Origin of the sequence: Streptomyces sp. NBC_01264 (genome assembly GCF_026340675.1) — a bacterium.
Classification (GTDB): Bacteria; Actinomycetota; Actinomycetes; order Streptomycetales; family Streptomycetaceae; genus Streptomyces.
This window is the reverse complement of record NZ_JAPEOX010000001.1, coordinates 324,565-342,378: the sequence shown is the minus strand read 5'-3', so window position 1 is coordinate 342,378 and position 17,814 is coordinate 324,565. Positions and strand designations below refer to the sequence as shown.

Here is a 17,814-nt window from a genome sequence, read left to right as displayed (position 1 = left end):
ACGAACGGTCTCCGGGGAGGGGGTCTGCCGCGGCCCCTACGGCTGGCGGACCCGGGAGCCCGCTCGGGTGCGGCGGCGCAGGGCCGGCGGCGGGGTCGGGGGGACCGGGGGCGCCGACGCGAGGAGGGCGGCCAGGCGGGCCGGTGTCGGGTGCCGGAACACCTCGCGCAGGGTCAGCTCTCGGCCCAGCTCCGCCTTGATCCGGTTGACGAGCTGGACCGCCAGCAGGGAATGCCCGCCGGACTTGAAGAAGTTGTCGTCCGGGCCGAGCTGCCCCCGCTCCAGCACCTCCGCGAACAGCCTCAGCAGCGCCGGAGCCAGCCGGTCCTTGCCGTCACCGCCGCTACCGCCGTCACCGTCACCGTCGCCGCCGCCGGGGCGGGGCCGGTCGGCGGCCCCGGCCGGGGCTGGGGCCGGGCCCGGGTCCGCCTCCGTCGCCGCCCCCGACAGGAGGCGCACCGCGGAGGGCACCGCGTACTCCGGCAGCCGGTCGGCCGCCCACTCCTGCAGGGCCGCCTCCGTCAGCGGGCCGAGAGGACCCTCCTGGTCGAGCACCTCCGCGACCAGCCGGTCCTCCACCACGCGGACCCGCGCCCCGGCCACCGCCGGGTGCTCCGCGAGAACCGCCGCGACGTGCTCGGCGTCGATCCGGTACCCACCGGCCAGGAGCCGCTGCGGCCTCCGGTCGGCCGGCGCCGGGAGGTCCCCGACCCGGCGGTCCGGGTCGGCGCCGAACAGCTCCAGCGCCGCCACGAGCAGGCCGGCCAGGCGCTGGGCGCCCGCCTCCCCGTACAGGTCGGTGGCGTACTCCAGCACCCCCGACAAGCCGCCGTCGGCGCGTTCCGTCAGGGCGAACGTCAGGTCGGACTTGGCGGTCGCCGACCCGTACGGCAGCTCCACGCCCGCGAGCGGGCTCCCGGCGCCGGAGTCCGCACCCGCGTCCGCCCGGTTGACCTGGAGCATGACCTGCACCAGCGGATGGTGCGCCGCGGACCGGAGCGGGTTCAGGTGCTCCACCAGCAGGTCGAAGGGAAGGTCCTGGTGCGCGTACGCCGCCAGGCCCGCCTCCCGGACCCGCCCGAGCAGCTCCACGAAGGTCGGATCGCCGCTCGTGTCGGTACGCAGGACCAGGGTGTTCACGAAGAAGCCGACCAGTCCCGACAGGGCGTCGTCGCCGCGCCCCGCGACCGTCGTGCCGAGCGCGAGATCCGTGCCCGCACCGAGCCGGGTCAGAGCCGCCGCGAGCGCGGCCTGCACCACCATGAAGAGCGTGGCGCCCTGGCCGTGGGCGAGGCGGGTCAGGCGGGCATGGGTGTCCGCGGACACCGTGAAGGCGGTGAGTGCCCCGTGCCCGGAGGGCTCGGCCGGGCGGTGCCGGTCGGTCGGCAGATCGATCAGCGGTGGCAGGCCGGTCAAGGTCCGCTGCCAGAAGTCCAGTTCGGGCCGGGAGTCGGTGAGCAGCTCCCGCTGCCACAGCGTGTAGTCGGCGTACTGCACCGGCAGCGCAGGCGCGTCGGGAACCCGGCCGGCCTGCCGGGCCTCGTACGCGGAGGCCAGATCGGCCAGCAGCGGCCCCGTGGACCAGCCGTCGGCCGCGATGTGGTGCAGCAGCAGCACCAGGGTCTGCGGTCCGTCCCCGTCCGGCAGGAACAGCCAGGCCCGCAGAGGCAGATCGCGCGTCAGGTCGAAGACGTGCGCCGCGGCCTCGTCCACGGCGGCGCCGACGTCCTCGGGCCGCGCCAGCTCCAACTGCGGCCGTGCCCGCTCCAGTACCCGCTGGTACGGTTCGCCGCCCTCGGCCCCGTACACCGTGCGCAGCACCTCGTGCCGCGCCACCACGTCGGCCAGGGCGTCGGCGAGCGCCGCCGGGTCCAGCGGCCGGTCCAGACGCCGCACCAGGGCGATGTTGTAGGCCGGGGACATGCCCTCCAGCTGGTCGACGAACCACAGCCGGCGCTGCGCGTACGACAGGGGGAGCCGCTCGGGCCGGGGTTCCACGGGCGCCAGCACGGGCCGGGAGCCCGGGGCGCCCGCCGCGGCCAGCCGCCGGTGCAGGCTCGTGGCCGTGGGGGCCAGGAACAGGTCCCGGATGCCCGCCTCCACCCCGAGCACCGCCCGGATCCGGTTGACGAGCTTGCTGGCCAGGAGCGAATGCCCGCCCGACTTGAAGAAGTTGGCGTCGGCGCCGATCTCCTCGCGTCCCAGCACCTCGGCGAACAGCCCGCAGAGGATCTCCTCCCGGGGCGAGAGCGCCGTCGGCGCGACCGCGGCGGGCCGCTCCGCCGCCGCGGCGGCCGCCGCGAGCCGCTCACGGCGCCGTACGAGACCCGCCCGCTCCTGCGCCGTCACCAGCTCCAGCGCGCCCAGCCGGGTCTGCGCGGAGTCCGCGAAGGCGCGCAGCGCCCGTACGAACACCTCCAGCAGCAGTCGGGCGGTCCCCCCGTCGAAGAGGTCCTCGGCGTACTGCACGTGCACGTCCAGTCCGTCCGCCGTTCCGTCCGCGCCCCGCCGCGCGGCGCAGTGGAAGGAGAGGTCGAACTTCGCGGCGCCGAGGTCGGTGCTCGTCGCCCGCCCCCGGACGCCGCCGAGCAGTACCGCTTCCTCCGCGGCCTCCTGCACGGTCAGCATCACCTGGAAGAAGGGGTGTTCGCCCAGGGCCCGGCCCGGCTCCGCCAACTGCTCCACCAACAGGTTGAAGGGCAGGTCCTGATGGTCGAAGGCGGCCAGGTCGGCGTCCCGCACCCGCTCGACGAACGCCCCGACCTCCGGGTCCCCGGACAGATCGGTGCGCAGCGCGAGGGAGTTGACGAAGCAGCCCACCAGGTCGTGCAGGTCCTGGTCGGGCCGGCCCGCCACCGGGGTGCCGATCGTCAGGTCCTCCCCGGCGCCCGTGGCCGACAGCGCCGCCGCCAGTGCGGCGCGGGCCACCATGAACAGGCTGGCCCGGCGGTCCCGCGCCAGCGAGAGCAGCGCCCGGTGCGCGGCGGCGTCCAGCCCGGCCGAAACCGTCACCGCCCGCCCCGAGGGCTCGGCCGGCCGGGGCCGGTCCACGGGCAGCACGGTCCGGGCCGGCACGCCGTCCAGCGCCGTCTTCCAGAAGCCGAGCAGCGCCGCCGGGTCCGCCAGCAGCTCGCGCTGCCACAGGGCGTAGTCGGCGTACTGCACCGGAAGCGCCCGCCACACGGGGGGCCGCCCGGTGCGCCGTGCTCCGTAGGCCTCGCCCAGGTCCCGCAGCAGCGGGGCGATCGACCAGCCGTCGGTCGCGATGTGGTGCACCAGCAGGACCAGCACCGCGGTACCGTTCCCCGGCAGGAACAGCCGGGCCCGCAGCGGTGGCCGCAGCGCCAGGTCGAAGGGCTCGCGGCCGAAACCGGCCACCAGCCCCTCCAGCGCCCCCGGGGCGCACCGCATCAACTCCAGCGCCGCCGAGTCCAGCCCGGCCGCGTCCGGGGCCAGCACCCGCTGGTACGGCTCGCCGCCCTCGGAGCCGTACACGGTGCGCAGCACCTCGTGCCGCCCCACCACGTCACTCAGCGCGGCGGCGAGAGCCGTCCGGTCCGGGACCTCGGCCAGGCGCAGCACCAGCGGCGCGTTGTACGTCGCGGACGGCCCCTCGATCCGGTCCAGCAGCCACAGCGCCCGCTGCGCCGCCGACAGCGGCAGCCGCTCCGGCCGGTCGGCCGCGGCCGTCAGCGCGGGCCTGCTCGTGGCCGCCCCGTCCAGTTCGGCGAGCCGGCGGTGCAGCGCCGTCGGGGTCGGAGCCAGGAACAGGTCACGGATGCCGAGCTCCAGGCCCAGCGCGCCCCTGATCCGGTTGACCAGCTTGCTCGCCAGCAGCGAATGCCCGCCCGATTTGAAGAAGTTGGCGTCGGCGTCCTGTGCCTCGCGGCCCAGCACCTCCGCGAACAGTCCGCACAGGATCTCCTCGCGCGGCGACAGTACGTCACGGCGCACCGGCCCGGCCGGCGCCGCAGCGGCCGCGTCCGGGACGGCCGCGGCGTGCCGGGCGGCCAGCGTCCGGGACTCGCCGGCCGTCACCAGGTCCAGCTCGCCGAGGAGCCGGCCCGGGTCCTGCGCCGCGGCGCCGAACGCGCCGAGGGCCCGTACGTACACCTCCAGCAGCAGCCGCGCCGTGTCCTCGTCGAAGAGGTCCGTCGCGTACTGCAGGGCGACGTCGATGCCGTCGGGAGCGCCGTCCGCGGTGTGCCGCTCCGCGCAGTACCAGGTCAGGTCGAACTTGGCGGCGTCCAGGCCGACGTCCTCCAGGCGGCCGCCGACCCCGCCGGCCAGCTCCACGGGCCCCGACGACCCGGAGTCCGCGTCCACCGTCAGCATCACCTGGAAGAAGGGGTGGTGGCCCAGGGCCCGTTCCGGTGCGAGCCGTTCCACCAGCAGATCGAAGGGCAGCTCCTGGTTCTCGTAGGCCACCAGGTCGGCCTCCCGTACCCGGCCCAGCAGTTCGCCGACGGACGGGTCGCCCGACAGATCCGTGCGCAGGGCCAGGGAGTTGACGAAGAAGCCGACCAGGTCGTACAGGTCCTCGTCGGGCCGGCCCGCCACGGGCGCCCCGATCACCACGTCCTCGCCCGCCCCGGTGGCCGACAGCGCCGCCGCCAGCGCGGCGCGCGCCGCCATCGTCAGGCTCGCCCGGTGGCCGCGGGCCAGGGAGAGCAGACCACGGTGTCCGGACGCGTCCAGCCGGGAGGTCACGGTGGCACCCCGGCCCGAGGGCTCCGCCGGGCGCGGCCGGTCGGCGGGCAGGGCGATGACCTGCGGAGCCCCGTCGAGGACCCCCCGCCAGTGCGCCAGCTGCTCGTGGGCGAGCCCGTCCGGGTCGGCCGGGTCGCCGAGCAACTCGTGCTGCCATTGGCTGTAGTCCGTGTACTGGACCGGCAGCGGCTCCCGGTCCGGTGCCCGGCCCGCGAAGCGGGCCGCGTAGGCCTCGGACAGGTCGCGCAGCAGGGGGCGTACGGACCACCCGTCGGTGGCCACGTGGTGGATGAGCAGGACGAGTACCGAGGTCCCGTCGCCCGGGAGGAACAGCCGTGTCCGGAAGGGCGGTTCGGCGGTGATGTCGATCGTCTGCCGGGTGAAGGCGGCGACGGCCGCGTCCACTCCGCCGACCGGGCGCACCACAGTGGTCAGCCCCGGTACGGCGGCCGCCTCCAGCACCCGCTGGTACGGCTCCGCGTCGGCCCCGGCCGGCAGCACGGTCCGCAGCACCTCGTGCCGCTCCACCACGTCGGCCAGCGCCGCACCGAGGGCCGTGGTGTCGGGCACCGCGTCGAGGTGCACGACCACGGGGGCGTTGTAGGCGGCGGACGGTCCGTGCAGCCGGCCCAGGAACCACAGCCGGCGCTGGGCGAACGACAACGGGATCTCGGTCATGTCCTGACTGTCCTAACTGTCCTGGCGCGCGGCGTCGGCGTCGGCGGTGGCCCCGGCGGTCGCCGCGACGAGCGTGTCGAGGTGGGAGGCGAGGTCCCGCAGGCGGGGGTTGGCGTAGACGGCCTTGACCGGCAGGGCGACGCCCAGCTCGGCCCGGACCCGCGACACCAGCTTGATCGCGAGGAGCGAATGCCCGCCCAGCTTGAAGAAGTTGTCGTCGGGCCCGATGCGGGGAGCGCCGAGCACCGCCGCCCACACACCCGCGATCAGTTCCTGCGACCGGGTCAGACCCTCGGTGACCGGCTCCCGCTCGGAGGAGGCGGCGGCCGGTGCGGGCAGAGCCGCCCGGTCCAGCTTGCCGTTCGTGGTGGTCGGGAAGCGGTCCACGGCGACGAAGGCCGCCGGGAGCATGTAGGCGGGAAGAGCCGTCCCCAGGTGCTCGCGCAGTGCTCCCTCGCTGACCCCGTCGGAGGAGGCGCGGTAGTACGCCACGAGCCCGGGCGCCCCGTGCACCTCGTCGAGGAGCAGGACGGCGGCCTCGGCGACCCCGTCGACCGCCGTCAGCGCGGCCTCGATCTCCGGGAGCTCGATGCGGTGCCCGCGCAGCTTGACCTGTCCGTCGGCCCGGCCCAGGTAGCCGAGACGGCCGCCCGGCAGCAGCCGCACCAGGTCGCCGGTGCGGTACATCCGCCCGCCGTACGCGGCGTCCGCGCCCGAGTCCGCGGTGAACCGCTCCGCGGTCAGGGCGGGCCGTCGCCGGTAGCCGCGCCCCACGCGGGGGCCGGCCAGGTACAGCTCCCCGCTGCCGCCCTCGGACACCGGATTCAGCTTCTCGTCGAGGACCCGCATGCGCAGCCCCGGCAGCACGCTGCCGATGTGGGGCTCGTCGGCGCCGTCGATCCAGCCCGCCGTGGAATCCACCGTGCACTCGGTGGGCCCGTACAGGTTCACCGTGCGCAGGACGCCCTGCGCCCCCTTCCGTGCGAGGCGCCGCCACAGGTCCGGGCCGACCGCCTCGCCGCCGATGAGCAGCGTCAGCGGCCGGGGACCGCCGTCCGCGGTCAGCAGGTCGAGGAGCGGCTCGGCGTGCGAGGGGGTGATGTCCAGGTCGGTCAGGCCCTGTTCGTCGACGAAGCGGGCCAGCAGCGCCGGGTCGGCGCGGGTCTCCTCGTCGATCATCACGAGGGTGTCGCCGCGGCAGATCCGCACCCACTGCTGCACGGAGGCGTCGAAGGACGGCGAGGCGTTCCAGCCGACCCGGCCGCCGTCGGTGACCGCGATGTCCGCGCCCTCCAGCTCGGCGAGCAGCGCGGAGGCGGCGGCCCGGCCGATCTCGACGCCCTTGGGGCGGCCTGTCGAACCGGAGGTGTAGATCACGTAGGCCAGTGTGTCGGCGGACACGGCCGCCGGGGCGTACGCGGGGTCGGAGGTCCCGTCGGGCGCGGTCAGCTCGGCCAGGGAAAGGTGCTCGGTCCCGGCGGCGAGCGGCTCGGCCTCCGGGCCGGCCGTCACGACGAGGTCGGCTCCGGAGTCCTCGACCAGGTAGCGGCGCCGCTCGGCGGGCAGCTTCGGGTCGACCGGGAGGTAGGCGGCGCCCGCGGTCAGGGTGCCGATCAGCGCGGCCACGAGACCGGCACCGCGCGGCAGGGCCAGGGCGACGACGCTTTCGGGCCCGATGCCGCGGGCCGCCAGGCGGGAGGCGATCCGCATGGCCTCCGTGCGCAGGGCGCCGAAGGTCAGCTCGCGGTCCGCCGCGACGACGGCGGTCCGCGCGGCGGGAACCAGCGCGAGCCGCTCCAGCAGGTCCGCCACGGTGCGCGGGCCGTCGTAGGAGGAGTCCCGCGGGAGGGACTCGGAGGTACGGGAACGCTCGGGAAGCACGGCGGTCATGATGGTCACTCCCCGGCGAAAACGGTGGTGGACGGCTGGGTGGCGGGCGCGCAGTCGGCCAGTGCGACCGGCTCTCCCATGGCGACCAGGATCTTGCGGTCACCCTTGTAGGCCTCGCGGCCGTGGGCGCAGAGGATGTTGTCGACGAGCATCAGGTCGCCCTGCTGCCAGGTCTCGCGGACCGTGACCCGGTCGTACACGTCGTTGATCGCGTCGACCTCGGCGTCGGTCAGGCGCGTCCCGTCGCCCAGGTAGGTGTTGAAGGGGAGGCCGTTCTCGCCGTACGTCTCCACGAGCACCTCGCGGATGTCGGGGTCCAGGGTGCGGCTGTTCCAGAAGGCGAAGTGGTTGAACCAGGTCTGCTCGCCCGTGGCGGGGTGGGTGACGATCGCCGACCGGCGCTGCCGGGTGATCATCGAGTCGTCCTCCTCGACCCACTCGTAGCCGACCGTGTTCTCCTCGCAGTAGGCCTCCGCGACGGCCTTGTCCTCGGTCGCGAACGTCTTGTACCAGGGCAGACCGGCGAGCTCCGAGTAGTTGCGCACGAGCAGCCAGCCGGCCCGGGCGAACCGCTCCACCAGTTCCGCCGGCAGCAGCCGCAGCGCCTCGCGCATGTCGCCGACCGTGGTGGCGCCGCCCTCCTCGGGGGCGATCACGCAGCCGAACAGCAGCACGCCGGGGAAGTCGAGGGTGTAGCTGTTCTCGTTGTGGAGCCGGATCGGCTGGACGGCCGGCAGGTCGGTGGAGGAGAAGACGCCCTCGCCGAAGTCGGTGCGCGGGGTCGCCTTCTCCTTGTAGCCCGCGCGCTGCTGGATCAGCGCGTCGCGGGCCGCGGCGAAGCTCGCCGCGTCCGATACGGGGAGCCCGCGCAGCAGGACCGCACCCGAACGGAGCAACTCGGCCTGGATGGCGGCGCGGTGGGCGTTCAGCCAGCCAACCGCCGATTCCAGGTCGGCGCCGGGCGGGGTCTGGACGACGACGGGCTTGCCGGCCTCGCGGATCGGGCGGATGCCGGTCTCGGCGGGGGCGTCTGCGAACGTGGTCATGAAGGGTCCTTAAAAGGGTGCGGAGTCGAGAAAGGCGGAGGGGCGGGGCGTTCAGGCCGCGGAGCCGGCGGTGGCCCGGCCCGCGGCGACGGAGCTGACGCCGGGGCTGAGGACGGGGCCGAGGACGGCGAAGAACTCCGGCAGTTGCTGCTGGAAGTAGAAGTGGCCGCCGGGCAGCACGAACGAGGCGAAGGGGTGGTCGGTGATCTGCGCCCAGCGCTCCAGCGAGGCGGCCGGCGCGACCGGGTCGGCGTCCCCGCCGATCACCGTCAGCGGGCAGTCCACGCGGGCCTCGGACTCCTCGCAGCGGTAGACGTCGTCGATCGCGAAGTCGGCGCGGATGGACGGGACGATGATCTCCCTCAGCTCCGGCTCGTCGAGGATGCCGTCGTCGGTGCCCCCGCGTTCCTTGATGGCGGCGACCAGCTCGTCGTCGTCCAGGCGTTCGGGGTACACGGCGCACGGGTTGGCGAGGTAGGGGGCCCGGCAGGCCGAGGCGATCAGGGCCCGCGGGGTGCGGCCCGCCGCCTGCAGGGCCCGTACCACCTCGAAGGCGACCAGTGAACCCATGCTGTGCCCGAGCACCACCAGGTCGTCGGTGGTGCCCGCCGGCAGCGAGGCCACGACGGGACCGGCCAGGTCGGCGATGGTACGGGGCAGGTCCTCGGCGAAGCGCGCGCCGCGTCCGGGGTACTGGCCGATCAGCAGCCGGACGTCGGCGGGAAGGTACTGGCGCCATTCGGCGTACGCGTGGGCGTTGCCGCCGGCGTGCGGCAGGACCAGCAGCGAGGTCCGCTGCGGGCCGTCGCCCGGCAGGTCCCACACCACGTCGTCGGGCGCGGGCGTGAAGTCCGGGTACGTGTCGTTGCTCATGAGGAACTCCGTTCCTGATCGGGGGTACGGCGGCGCAGCGCGGGCCGGGCCCGGCGGGGCGCCGCACGGGCGGACCGCCGCAGGGCTTCGATGCGCTGGGCGAGGGTGGCGGGCGTCGGGTGCTGGAAGACGTCGCGGAGGGTCAGGGTGACGCCGAAGTCGGCGCCCATCCGGTTGGTGAGGCGGGCGGCCAGCAGGGAGTGGCCGCCGTGGTCGAAGAAGCCGTCGTCGATGGAGAGGGCCGCGCTCGTGCCCAGGACCTCGGCGAAGTGCCCGAGGACCGATGCCTCCAGCTCGGTGCGCGGAGCGCGCCCGCCGGCCGTGGCGGCCGCCTCCGGGACCGGCAGGGCCCGCTTGTCGATCTTCCCGTTCGCGGTGAGCGGCAGCCGGTCCAGCAGGACCACGAAGGCCGGGACCATGTGGTCCGGCAGCAGCGTGCGCAACCAGAGCCGGACGTCCTGGCCCGAGAGGCCGGGCGTGGTCGCGACGAGATAGGCCGTCAGCTGGGGCGTGCCGTGGTGGTCGGGATGGGTGGACAGGGTGGCCTGGGCGATCTGCGGGTGGCCGGTCAGGACGGTCTCGATCTCCGTCGTCTCGACGCGGAAGCCGCGGATTTTGATCTGGGTGTCGGTGCGGCCGGTGTAGTGGAGGTTTCCGTGGGTGTCCCAGTGGGCTTGGTCGCCGGTGCGGTAGAGGCGGGAGCCGGGGGGTCCGTAGGGGTTGGGGAGGAAGTGGGTGGCTGTGGTGGTGGGTTGGGCGAGGTAGCCGTGGGCGATGCCGTCGCCGGTGAGGTAGAGCTCTCCGGTGACGCCGGGTGGCGTGGGGCGCAGATGGGCGTCCAGGACGTACACGTGCTTGTTGGTGAGCGGCCGGCCGATGGACACCGTGCCCGCCACCTCGTCCGTGACGGGGATGGTGTGGGTGGTGGTGAAGCCCATGGATTCGGCGGGGCCGTAGCCGTTGGTGATGGTGAGCTTCGGATGGAGGGTGTGGAGCCGGTGGACGTGGGTGGGTGAGGCGGGTTCTCCTCCCGTGTAGACGATCCGCGTGGTGGCGAAGGCCTCGGGGTGTTCGTCGGTCAGGAAGTTGAAGAGGCTGGATGAGAGCTGGAGCATCGTGACGCCCCGGTGCGGGGCGAGTGCTGCGATGAGGGCGGGTTCGGGGCGTTGTCCGGGTTGGAGGACGGTGGTGCCGCCGTGGAGGAGGGCGCCCCAGAATTCGAGGCTGAAGGCGTCCCAGGAGACGGGGGAGCACTGGAGGAAGACCTCGCCGGGTCCGAAGGCCGCGTAGGTCTGCTCGGTGACGGTCGAGACGAGGTTGCGGTGGGAGGACAGGATGCCTTTGGGGCGTCCTGTCGAGCCGGAGGTGAACATCACGCACGCGACATCGGCGGGCGTCAAGGGGATGTCGAGGGGCCCGGACGGCCGTCCGCCGATGAGGTCCGACTCGGAGTCCACCCGTACGGTCCTCCACGGCCCGCTGCCCACCCGGGCGTGGTGCGGCCCGTCACTCACCAGCACCCGCAGGCCGGCCTCGGCGGCCGTTCCGGCCAGTCGTTCGTCGGGGAATTCGGGGTCCAGGAGGGCGTATCCGGCGCCGGTCTTGAGGACGGCGAGGAGGGCGACGGCGAAGTCGGTGCCGCGGTCGAGGAGGATGCCTGCCACATCACCTCGGGTCAGACCGTGTTCGGCGAGGTGGTGGGCCAGACGGTTGGCGTGGGCGTCGAGTTCGCCGTAGGTGAGTTCCTCGTCGCCGAAGACCAGGGCGCGCGCTCCGGGACGGGTACGGGCCTGCGCCTCGAAGCGGTCGACGAGGGTGTCCTCCCCGATCTCGGCCCGCCGGCCGGTCCACTCCTCCACGACCTGCCGCCGCTCGGACTCACCCAGCAACTCCAGCTCGGAGAGCGGCACTTCGGGGACATCTACGACGTGATCCAACGTGCGCCGCAGCATCTGCGCGAGCCGCTCCACGGTGGCTCGCTCGTACAGGTCGGAGCTGTACAGCACCGCGCCCGTCAGAGGCCCGTCCGGCTCGGCCCGCAGCAGGAACTCCAGGTCGAACTTGACCGCCCCCGTCGCCAGTGGCTCCGCGGCCCCGGCCCGCAGACCGGGCAGGTCCGCCGTGGCCGCCGTACCCGACTCCAGGGCCAGGCAGACCTGGAACAGCGGATGCCGGGCCGGCGTGCGCGCCGGGTTGACGGCCTCCAGCACCAGGTCGAAGGGGGCGTCCTGATGGGCGAAGGCGTCCAGGTCGGCCGCCCGCACCCGGGACAGCAGCTCCCGGAAGGCGGGATCCCCCGAGGTGTCGGTCCGTAGCACGAGGGTGTTGACGAAGAATCCCACCAGGTCCGACAGGGCCTCGTCCGTACGCCCCGCGACCGGCGAGCCGAGGGGGATGTCCGTCCCCGCGCCCAGCCGGGTCAGCAGCGCGGCCAGCGCGGCCTGCACCACCATGAAGGGCGTGCACCGCTCGGTGCGCGCCAGCTCCACGATCCGCTTGTGCAGCCGGCGCCCGAAGTCGACGCGCACCGCGCCGCCGAGCTGCCCCGCCACCGCGGGCCGGGGCCGGTCGGTGACCAGCCCGAGCTCCTCCGGCAGCCCGGCCAACGCGGACTTCCAGTAGGCAAGTTGTCCTTCGAGCAATCCGCCGTCCGCCTGCACCGCGCGCTGCCAGAGCGCGTAGTCGGTGTAGTCCACGGGCAGCGGGGCCCAGTCGGGGGCGCGGCCCTCGACCCGGGCCGCGTACGCGGTCGACAGGTCGCCGAGGAGCGGGCGCAGCGACTGGCCGTCGGTGGCGATGTGGTGCAGCAGGACGAGCAGGGTCGACTCGGCCTCGCCGGTCTGCAGGAGCGTCGCGCGCAGCGGCTGCTCGGCGGCCAGGTCGAAGGAGTACCGCGCCGCCGCCAGCAGCTCGGCGTCCAGGTCCCGCGGAGTGACCGTACGGACCTCGAAGACGGCCGGCCCCGCCGGATCGACGACCTGCCGGGGGTCGCCGTCCACGGTGGTGAACCGGGTCCGCAGCGGCTCGTGCCGGCCGGCGAGGTCACCGAAGGCGGCGCGCAGCGCCGCCACGTCCACGGCACCCTCCAGCCGGACGATCATCGGCACGTTGTACGAGGTCCCCTGCTCCTGGAGCTGCGACACCAGCCAGAGGCGCTGCTGCGCGAAGGACAGCGGCAGCCGCTCCGGCCGTACGGAGGCCCGGGTCAGCGGAGGCAGCGCGGGCCGGCCCGAGGCGGCCGTCACCTGGCGGGCCAGGGCGGCGGGGGTGGGGTGCTGGAAGACGTCGCGGAGGGTGAGGGTGACGCCGAGGACGGCTCCGATGCGGTTGACCAGCCGTGCGGCGAGCAGGGAGTGGCCGCCGTGGTCGAAGAAGCCGTCGTCGATGGAGAGCGGGACGGGGGAGCCGAGCACCTCGCTGACGAGGGTCCGGACCAGCTCCTCCAGTTCGGTGCGCGGCTGGCGCCCGCCGGTGGTCAGCGGCAGTTCCACCGCGGGCAGCGCCCGCTTGTCGATCTTCCCGTTCGCGGTGAGCGGCAGCCGGTCAAGCACCGCGAACTGCGCCGGGACCATGTGCTGCGGCAGCCGCTCGCGCAGCCAGCCCTTCAGCTCGCCCGGGCCCAGCTCCGCACCGGGGGCGAGGGTGACGTAGGCCGTCAGATGGGTGGTGTGCACCAGCGTGGCCTGGGCGATCCCGGGGTGGCCGGTGAGGACCGTCTCGATCTCGGTGGGTTCGACGCGGAAGCCGCGGATTTTGATCTGGGTGTCGGTGCGGCCGGTGTAGTGGAGGTTTCCGTGGGTGTCCCAGTGGGCTTGGTCGCCGGTGCGGTAGAGGCGGGAGCCGGGGGGTCCGTAGGGGTTGGGGAGGAAGTGGGTGGCTGTGGTGGTGGGTTGGGCGAGGTAGCCGTGGGCGATGCCGTCGCCGGTGAGGTAGAGCTCTCCGGTGACGCCGGGCGGCGCGGGGCGCAGTCGTGTGTCGAGTACGTAGGCGTGCTTGTTGGTGAGCGGCCGGCCGATGGACACCGTGCCCGCCACCTCGTCCGTGACGGGGATGGTGTGGGTGGTGGTGAAGCCCATGGATTCGGCGGGGCCGTAGCCGTTGGTGATGGTGAGCTTCGGATGGAGGGTGTGGAGCCGGTGGACGTGGGTGGGTGAGGCGGGTTCTCCTCCCGTGTAGACGATCCGCGTGGTGGCGAAGGCCTCGGGGTGTTCGTCGGTCAGGAAGTTGAAGAGGCTGGATGAGAGCTGGAGCATCGTGACGCCCCGGTGCGGGGCGAGTGCTTCGATGAGGGCGGGTTCGGGGCGTTGTCCGGGTTGGAGGACGGTGGTGCCGCCGTGGAGGAGGGCGCCCCAGAATTCGAGGCTGAAGGCGTCCCAGGAGACGGGGGAGCACTGGAGGAAGACTTCGCCGGGTCCGAAGGTGGCGTAGGTCTGCGCGGTGACGGTGGAGGCCAGGTTGCGGTGGGAGGACAGGATGCCTTTGGGGCGTCCTGTCGAGCCGGAGGTGAACATCACGCACGCGACATCGGCGGGCGTCAGGAAGACTCCCGGTCCCGTGGCCGGCTGCCGGCCGATGGCCCCGGCGTCGGTGTCCACCAGCACGCAGTCCCACGGCCCGGCCACCCGGGCGTGGTGACGGGAGTCGGTGACGAGGACGCCCACCCCCGCGTCCCGCGCGGTGCCCGCCAGCCTTTCGTCGGGGAACTCGGGGTCCAGGAGGGCGTATCCGGCGCCGGTCTTGAGGACGGCGAGGAGGGCGACGGCGAAGTCGGTACCGCGGTCGAGGAGAATACCCGCCAAATCACCTCTTTCCAGGCCGCGTTCGGCGAGGTGGTGGGCGAGACGGTTGGCGTGGGCGTCGAGTTCGCCGTAGGTGAGTTCCTCGTCGCCGAAGACCAGGGCGCGCGCTCCGGGACGGGTACGGGCCTGCGCCTCGAAGCGGTCGACGAGGGTGTCCTCTCCGATCTCGGCCCGCCGGCCGGTCCACTCCTCCACGACCTGCCGCCGCTCGGACTTATCCAGCAACTCGATTGCGGACAAGGGCACTTCGAGCGCCGAGTCCAGTGAGGCCGTCACGAACCGCACGAACCGGTCCTGGTGCCCGGCCACCGCCGCGAGATCGCAGACCTGCGGAGCCGCGTCGAAGTCGATGCGCAGCCCGCCCTCCGGACCCAGGTCGTAGACGCCGACCGCCAGGTCCTCCACGGGACCGTTGCTCAGGTTGTGCTGCGTCGTAGGGAATCCGCAGAACCGCATCCCCGGGGTGAAGGCCATGATGTTGACCAGGGGCGCCGTGATCCGTCGTTCCGCCTCGCCGACACCCAGGTCCCGGCACATGTCCTCGTACCGGGTCCGCTGGTGCGCCAGGCCCTGCCGGGTCTCCTTCACCACGTCCGTCAGGAGCTCGGCGAGCGTCCCGTCGGGAGCCACGGGCACCCGCAGCGGCACCACGTTCGACATCATCCCCGGCGTACGCCGGGCCAGTTCCGTACGCCGCCCCGTCACGGGGAGTCCGAGCACCGGCTCGGCGCTCCCGCTCACCCGGTGCACGTACGCCCCGACGAGCGCGATCACCAGCATCGACCACGGCGCCCGCCGCTCCCGCGCCACCGACCGCAGCCGGTCCGCCCGGTCCGGCGGGAGTACCACGGTCCGTCGTACGAAGGGCAGCGCATCCGGTGCCGGTCCGCCGGTGCGGCCCTCGCCGATCCGCGGGGTCTGGGGCAGCCCCGCGAGGTGCCCGGCCCAGTGCGCCCGGTCCGCCGCCGCCTCCGGCGACGCCCGGTAGAGGGCGTCCTCGGCGTACAGGGCCTCCAGCGTGCCGAACGGGCTCGGTCCCCAGGGTTCGCCGGCCGCGCCCCGCTCGTACAGCTCCACCAGCCGCTGGTCCATCAGGGCGACGCCCAGGCCGTCGACGGCCAGGTGGTGGAAGGAGTGGAAGTAGAACCAGCGCCGCTCGCCGCCGGGCGCGGTGCCCGCGTCGATCAGGAGGTGCCGGGTCAGCCATCCGCCCGCCAGGTCGAAGGGCCGGGCCAGCTCCGCGTCCATCCGCTCCCGGGCGGCACGCGCGGGGTCCGGCTCGTCGCTGAGGTCCAGCAACTCCAGTTGCCGGTCGCCCGGTTCGGCCCGCACGAGCTGCCACAGGCCGCCGTCCTCGTCCGCACCGGTTCCGCGGATGCGCAGCGCGTCCGCCTCGCGGGCGAGCTGGTACCAGGCCCGGGCGAGCAGCTGGGGATCGAGGGCACCCAGGATCTCGCGGTATTCCCCGATGTTGTAGCGGCAGCCGGAGGCGTCCAGCCCGTGGGCCATCCAGATGTCGCGCTGCGCCGCCGACAGCGGCAGGCGCGCAGCGACCGGACCGTGCGCGGTACTGCTCGGTTCAGCGAGCTTGGGGGACATGCCGGTGCTCCTCAAAATGGTCTCCGTGGCGGGCGGTCGAGCGGGGTCCGGACGCCGGTCCGGGTTCTGCCGTGCGGTCCGGCCGTACGCCATCCAACCGGCGGCCCCCCGGGGCCTGCGGCAGTTGGTCCGGCACTCGGCCAGCAGTTCAGGCGGCAGTGGCGGGGGCAGCGGCAGCGGCGGTACGGGGACGCGTGGTGGCGGCGGCCCGGACCATCCCCAGCACCCGGAAGCGGGAGGGGCCGCCCTCGTGCGCGGCCCGCACCACACCGCTGAGCAGCAGCTCGCGCAGCAGCCGCCCGGTCTCCGCCAGGCCGCCGCCGGTGAGGGCGGTGACCCCGGCCAGCTCGAACTCCTCCCCGGCCCGGTCGCACAGAGCCTCGAGCAGGCCCCGTACGGCCGGCGAGAGCCGGTCCAGCCGGTGGTGCAGCACACCGCGGAACCCGTCGGCCCCCGGGCGACCGCCCAGGTGGTCGAGCAGGGCCAGCGGATCCTCGCCGAGGCTGTCGCACAGGGCGGGCAGATCGCACACGACCAGCCAGGAGGCGGCCGCGGCCAGGGCTCCCGGATGCCCGTCCAGCCGCCGGCAGACCCATGCCGCCCGCTCCACGTCGGCCGCCGTCGGCGCGAACTCCGGTCGCACCCGACGGACATGGTCGAGGAACACCCTGACCGCGGGTGCCGACGTGTCCGCCACCCCGGCGGCGGGCACCTCCAGTGGCGCCAGCAGGAAGATCCGCTCACCGGGCACCTCCCACGGCTGGTCCGAGGTCACCAGCAGCCGCAGCCCCGGGCAGGCGCGCAGCAGACCCATCAGCCGGTCGCACCGGGCCGTACCGGCCGGAACACCGTCGAGCACCAGCAACACGCTCTGCTCTCCCAGCAGTTCCGCCAGTGAGTCGACCGCGCCCGGTGTACTCGGTGCAGCCCCGGCCGCGGTACCGGAACCCGGGCCGCTCCCCGGCTGCCGCACCCCGCTCGCCGGCGCGAGCAACTCGTCGACCGCCACCGCGACCCGGGCCGCGAGCTCGCCCTCCGCGCAGCCCAGGTGGTCGGCCGCCGCACCGGGGAAGGCGTGCCAGAGCACCGGTATCCCGGCCGCGTGCAGCCGCTCGGCCACCGCCAGCGCCAGCCGGGTCTTGCCCACACCGGTCAGCCCCACCAGGTGGATCAGCCGCTCCGCGCCCGAGGAGAGCTCGCGCTCCAGCCCCGCGAGCTCCGCCTCCCTGCCTGTCATCGGGTGCAGGGCCGTCGGCGGAGCGGGCGGCTGCTCCCAGCCCGCACCGGTCGCCCGTCCCCGCTGGACGGCCGCCTCGAGCGAAGCGCGGGCCCGCGGGCCCAGCCGCAGGGCGTCCGCCATCAGGCGCAGGGTTTCGGGTCGGGGCCTTCTCGCCTTGCCCTGCTCCAGATCACGGATGGCGCGGACGCTGATGGTGGACAGATCGGCCAGCTCCTGCTGGGTGAGCCCGATCCGCAGCCGGTGGGCCCGGATCAGGACTCCCAGTCGGGTGGCCTCCTGTGCGAGGGGGACTGCGGCGGCGACGGCCGTGCTGTGCATGTGCGCTCCCGGCGGTGGTGGTGGGGAACGACGGGGCCTGGGGTGACACGGCCCGGTTCCTGACTCCCATCGTCGGCAGCGCGCTATCGCCCCGGCATCACCGGACGTACCGCCTCCGGTAGGCCGTCCTATCACCGTGCGGGCGCTATCACCGCGCGGGGGAAGCCCGTGATAGCGCGGGGATAGGACCGGGGACGGTGCGGGGATTCCGGCGGTTCCTAATGTCTGTCCCAGAACGAAGGAAGCGCCTCGGAAGACCGGAGCGCACCGACGAAGGGACCTCGAAATGAAGCTCGCCACCGCCTTCCGCGCCGCCCTCGTCACCGTCGCCATCGCCGGCGCGGCCGTGTTCGGCGCCCAGGCCGCCCAGGCCGACGGCCCGGTCGCCCCCGCCACCACGGCCGGCAACCCGGCCCCGCAGGCCACCCCGTCGCCGAGCACCACCACGAAGACCAACCCGTGGGACTGACGCCCCCGCCACCGGCCCCCGAAGCGAACGACACGAGGCCCGTACCCCAACGCGGCACGAGCTTCCTGCAACGGCCCCTCGGTGCGAGCTTCCTGCAACGGCCCCTCGGCGCGAGCCCCCTGCATCCGCCCTCGGCGCGAGCCCTCGTACCAGCATCGGCACGAGGATCCCTCACGCGGCTCCCCGGCACCG

At 74.1% G+C, this 17,814-nt stretch carries 7 protein-coding genes; 1 reads left to right on the top strand and 6 read right to left on the bottom strand.

Annotated features, from left to right (window positions below):
• Positions 1-36: 36 nt before the first annotated feature.
• From OG435_RS01610 to OG435_RS01585, 6 genes are all read right to left on the bottom strand, one after another.
• Positions 37-5,388 carry a condensation domain-containing protein gene (locus tag OG435_RS01610; protein WP_266874879.1) on the bottom strand — a complete coding sequence of 1,784 codons (5,352 nt, stop codon included), beginning with the start codon at positions 5,386-5,388 and terminating at the stop codon, positions 37-39.
• A 12-nt stretch (positions 5,389-5,400) separates the two neighbouring features.
• Positions 5,401-7,278: a non-ribosomal peptide synthetase gene (locus OG435_RS01605; protein ID WP_266874878.1), complete on the bottom strand. Its 1,878-nt coding sequence runs from the start codon at positions 7,276-7,278 to the stop codon at positions 5,401-5,403.
• Positions 7,279-7,283: 5 nt separating this feature from the next.
• Complete coding sequence (locus OG435_RS01600) at positions 7,284-8,324, bottom strand: TauD/TfdA family dioxygenase (protein ID WP_266874877.1); 1,041 nt, start codon at positions 8,322-8,324, stop codon at positions 7,284-7,286.
• A 51-nt stretch (positions 8,325-8,375) separates the two neighbouring features.
• On the bottom strand, positions 8,376-9,197 hold the full coding sequence (locus tag OG435_RS01595) for a thioesterase II family protein (RefSeq protein ID WP_266874876.1): 822 nt from the start codon (positions 9,195-9,197) through the stop codon (positions 8,376-8,378).
• Complete coding sequence (locus tag OG435_RS01590) at positions 9,194-15,595, bottom strand: non-ribosomal peptide synthetase (protein ID WP_266874875.1); 6,402 nt, start codon at positions 15,593-15,595, stop codon at positions 9,194-9,196. Before OG435_RS01590 ends, OG435_RS01595 begins: the two co-directional genes overlap by 4 nt.
• A gap of 148 nt (positions 15,596-15,743) precedes the next feature.
• The gene (locus tag OG435_RS01585; RefSeq protein WP_266874874.1) at positions 15,744-17,153 is read right to left on the bottom strand and encodes a helix-turn-helix domain-containing protein; all 1,410 of its coding nucleotides are present in this window, start codon (positions 17,151-17,153) and stop codon (positions 15,744-15,746) included.
• A gap of 286 nt (positions 17,154-17,439) precedes the next feature.
• Here OG435_RS01585 and OG435_RS01580 point away from each other — a divergent pair, with 286 nt between their 5' ends.
• Positions 17,440-17,622, top strand: coding sequence for a hypothetical protein (locus tag OG435_RS01580; RefSeq protein WP_266874873.1), 183 nt, complete (start codon positions 17,440-17,442; stop codon positions 17,620-17,622).
• The last annotated feature ends 192 nt before the right edge of the window (positions 17,623-17,814 follow it).

Bases quoted from the DNA above. Each gene is read 5' to 3' on its own strand.
- OG435_RS01610 (WP_266874879.1), bottom strand. From the start codon at position 5,388: ATGACCGAGATCCCGTTGTCGTTCGCCCAGCGCCGGCTGTGGTTCCTG.
- OG435_RS01580 (WP_266874873.1), top strand. From the start codon at position 17,440: ATGAAGCTCGCCACCGCCTTCCGCGCCGCCCTCGTCACCGTCGCCATC.
- OG435_RS01605 (WP_266874878.1), bottom strand. From the start codon at position 7,278: ATGACCGCCGTGCTTCCCGAGCGTTCCCGTACCTCCGAGTCCCTCCCG.
- OG435_RS01590 (WP_266874875.1), bottom strand. From the start codon at position 15,595: ATGTCCCCCAAGCTCGCTGAACCGAGCAGTACCGCGCACGGTCCGGTC.
- OG435_RS01600 (WP_266874877.1), bottom strand. From the start codon at position 8,324: ATGACCACGTTCGCAGACGCCCCCGCCGAGACCGGCATCCGCCCGATC.
- OG435_RS01595 (WP_266874876.1), bottom strand. From the start codon at position 9,197: ATGAGCAACGACACGTACCCGGACTTCACGCCCGCGCCCGACGACGTG.
- OG435_RS01585 (WP_266874874.1), bottom strand. From the start codon at position 17,153: ATGCACAGCACGGCCGTCGCCGCCGCAGTCCCCCTCGCACAGGAGGCC.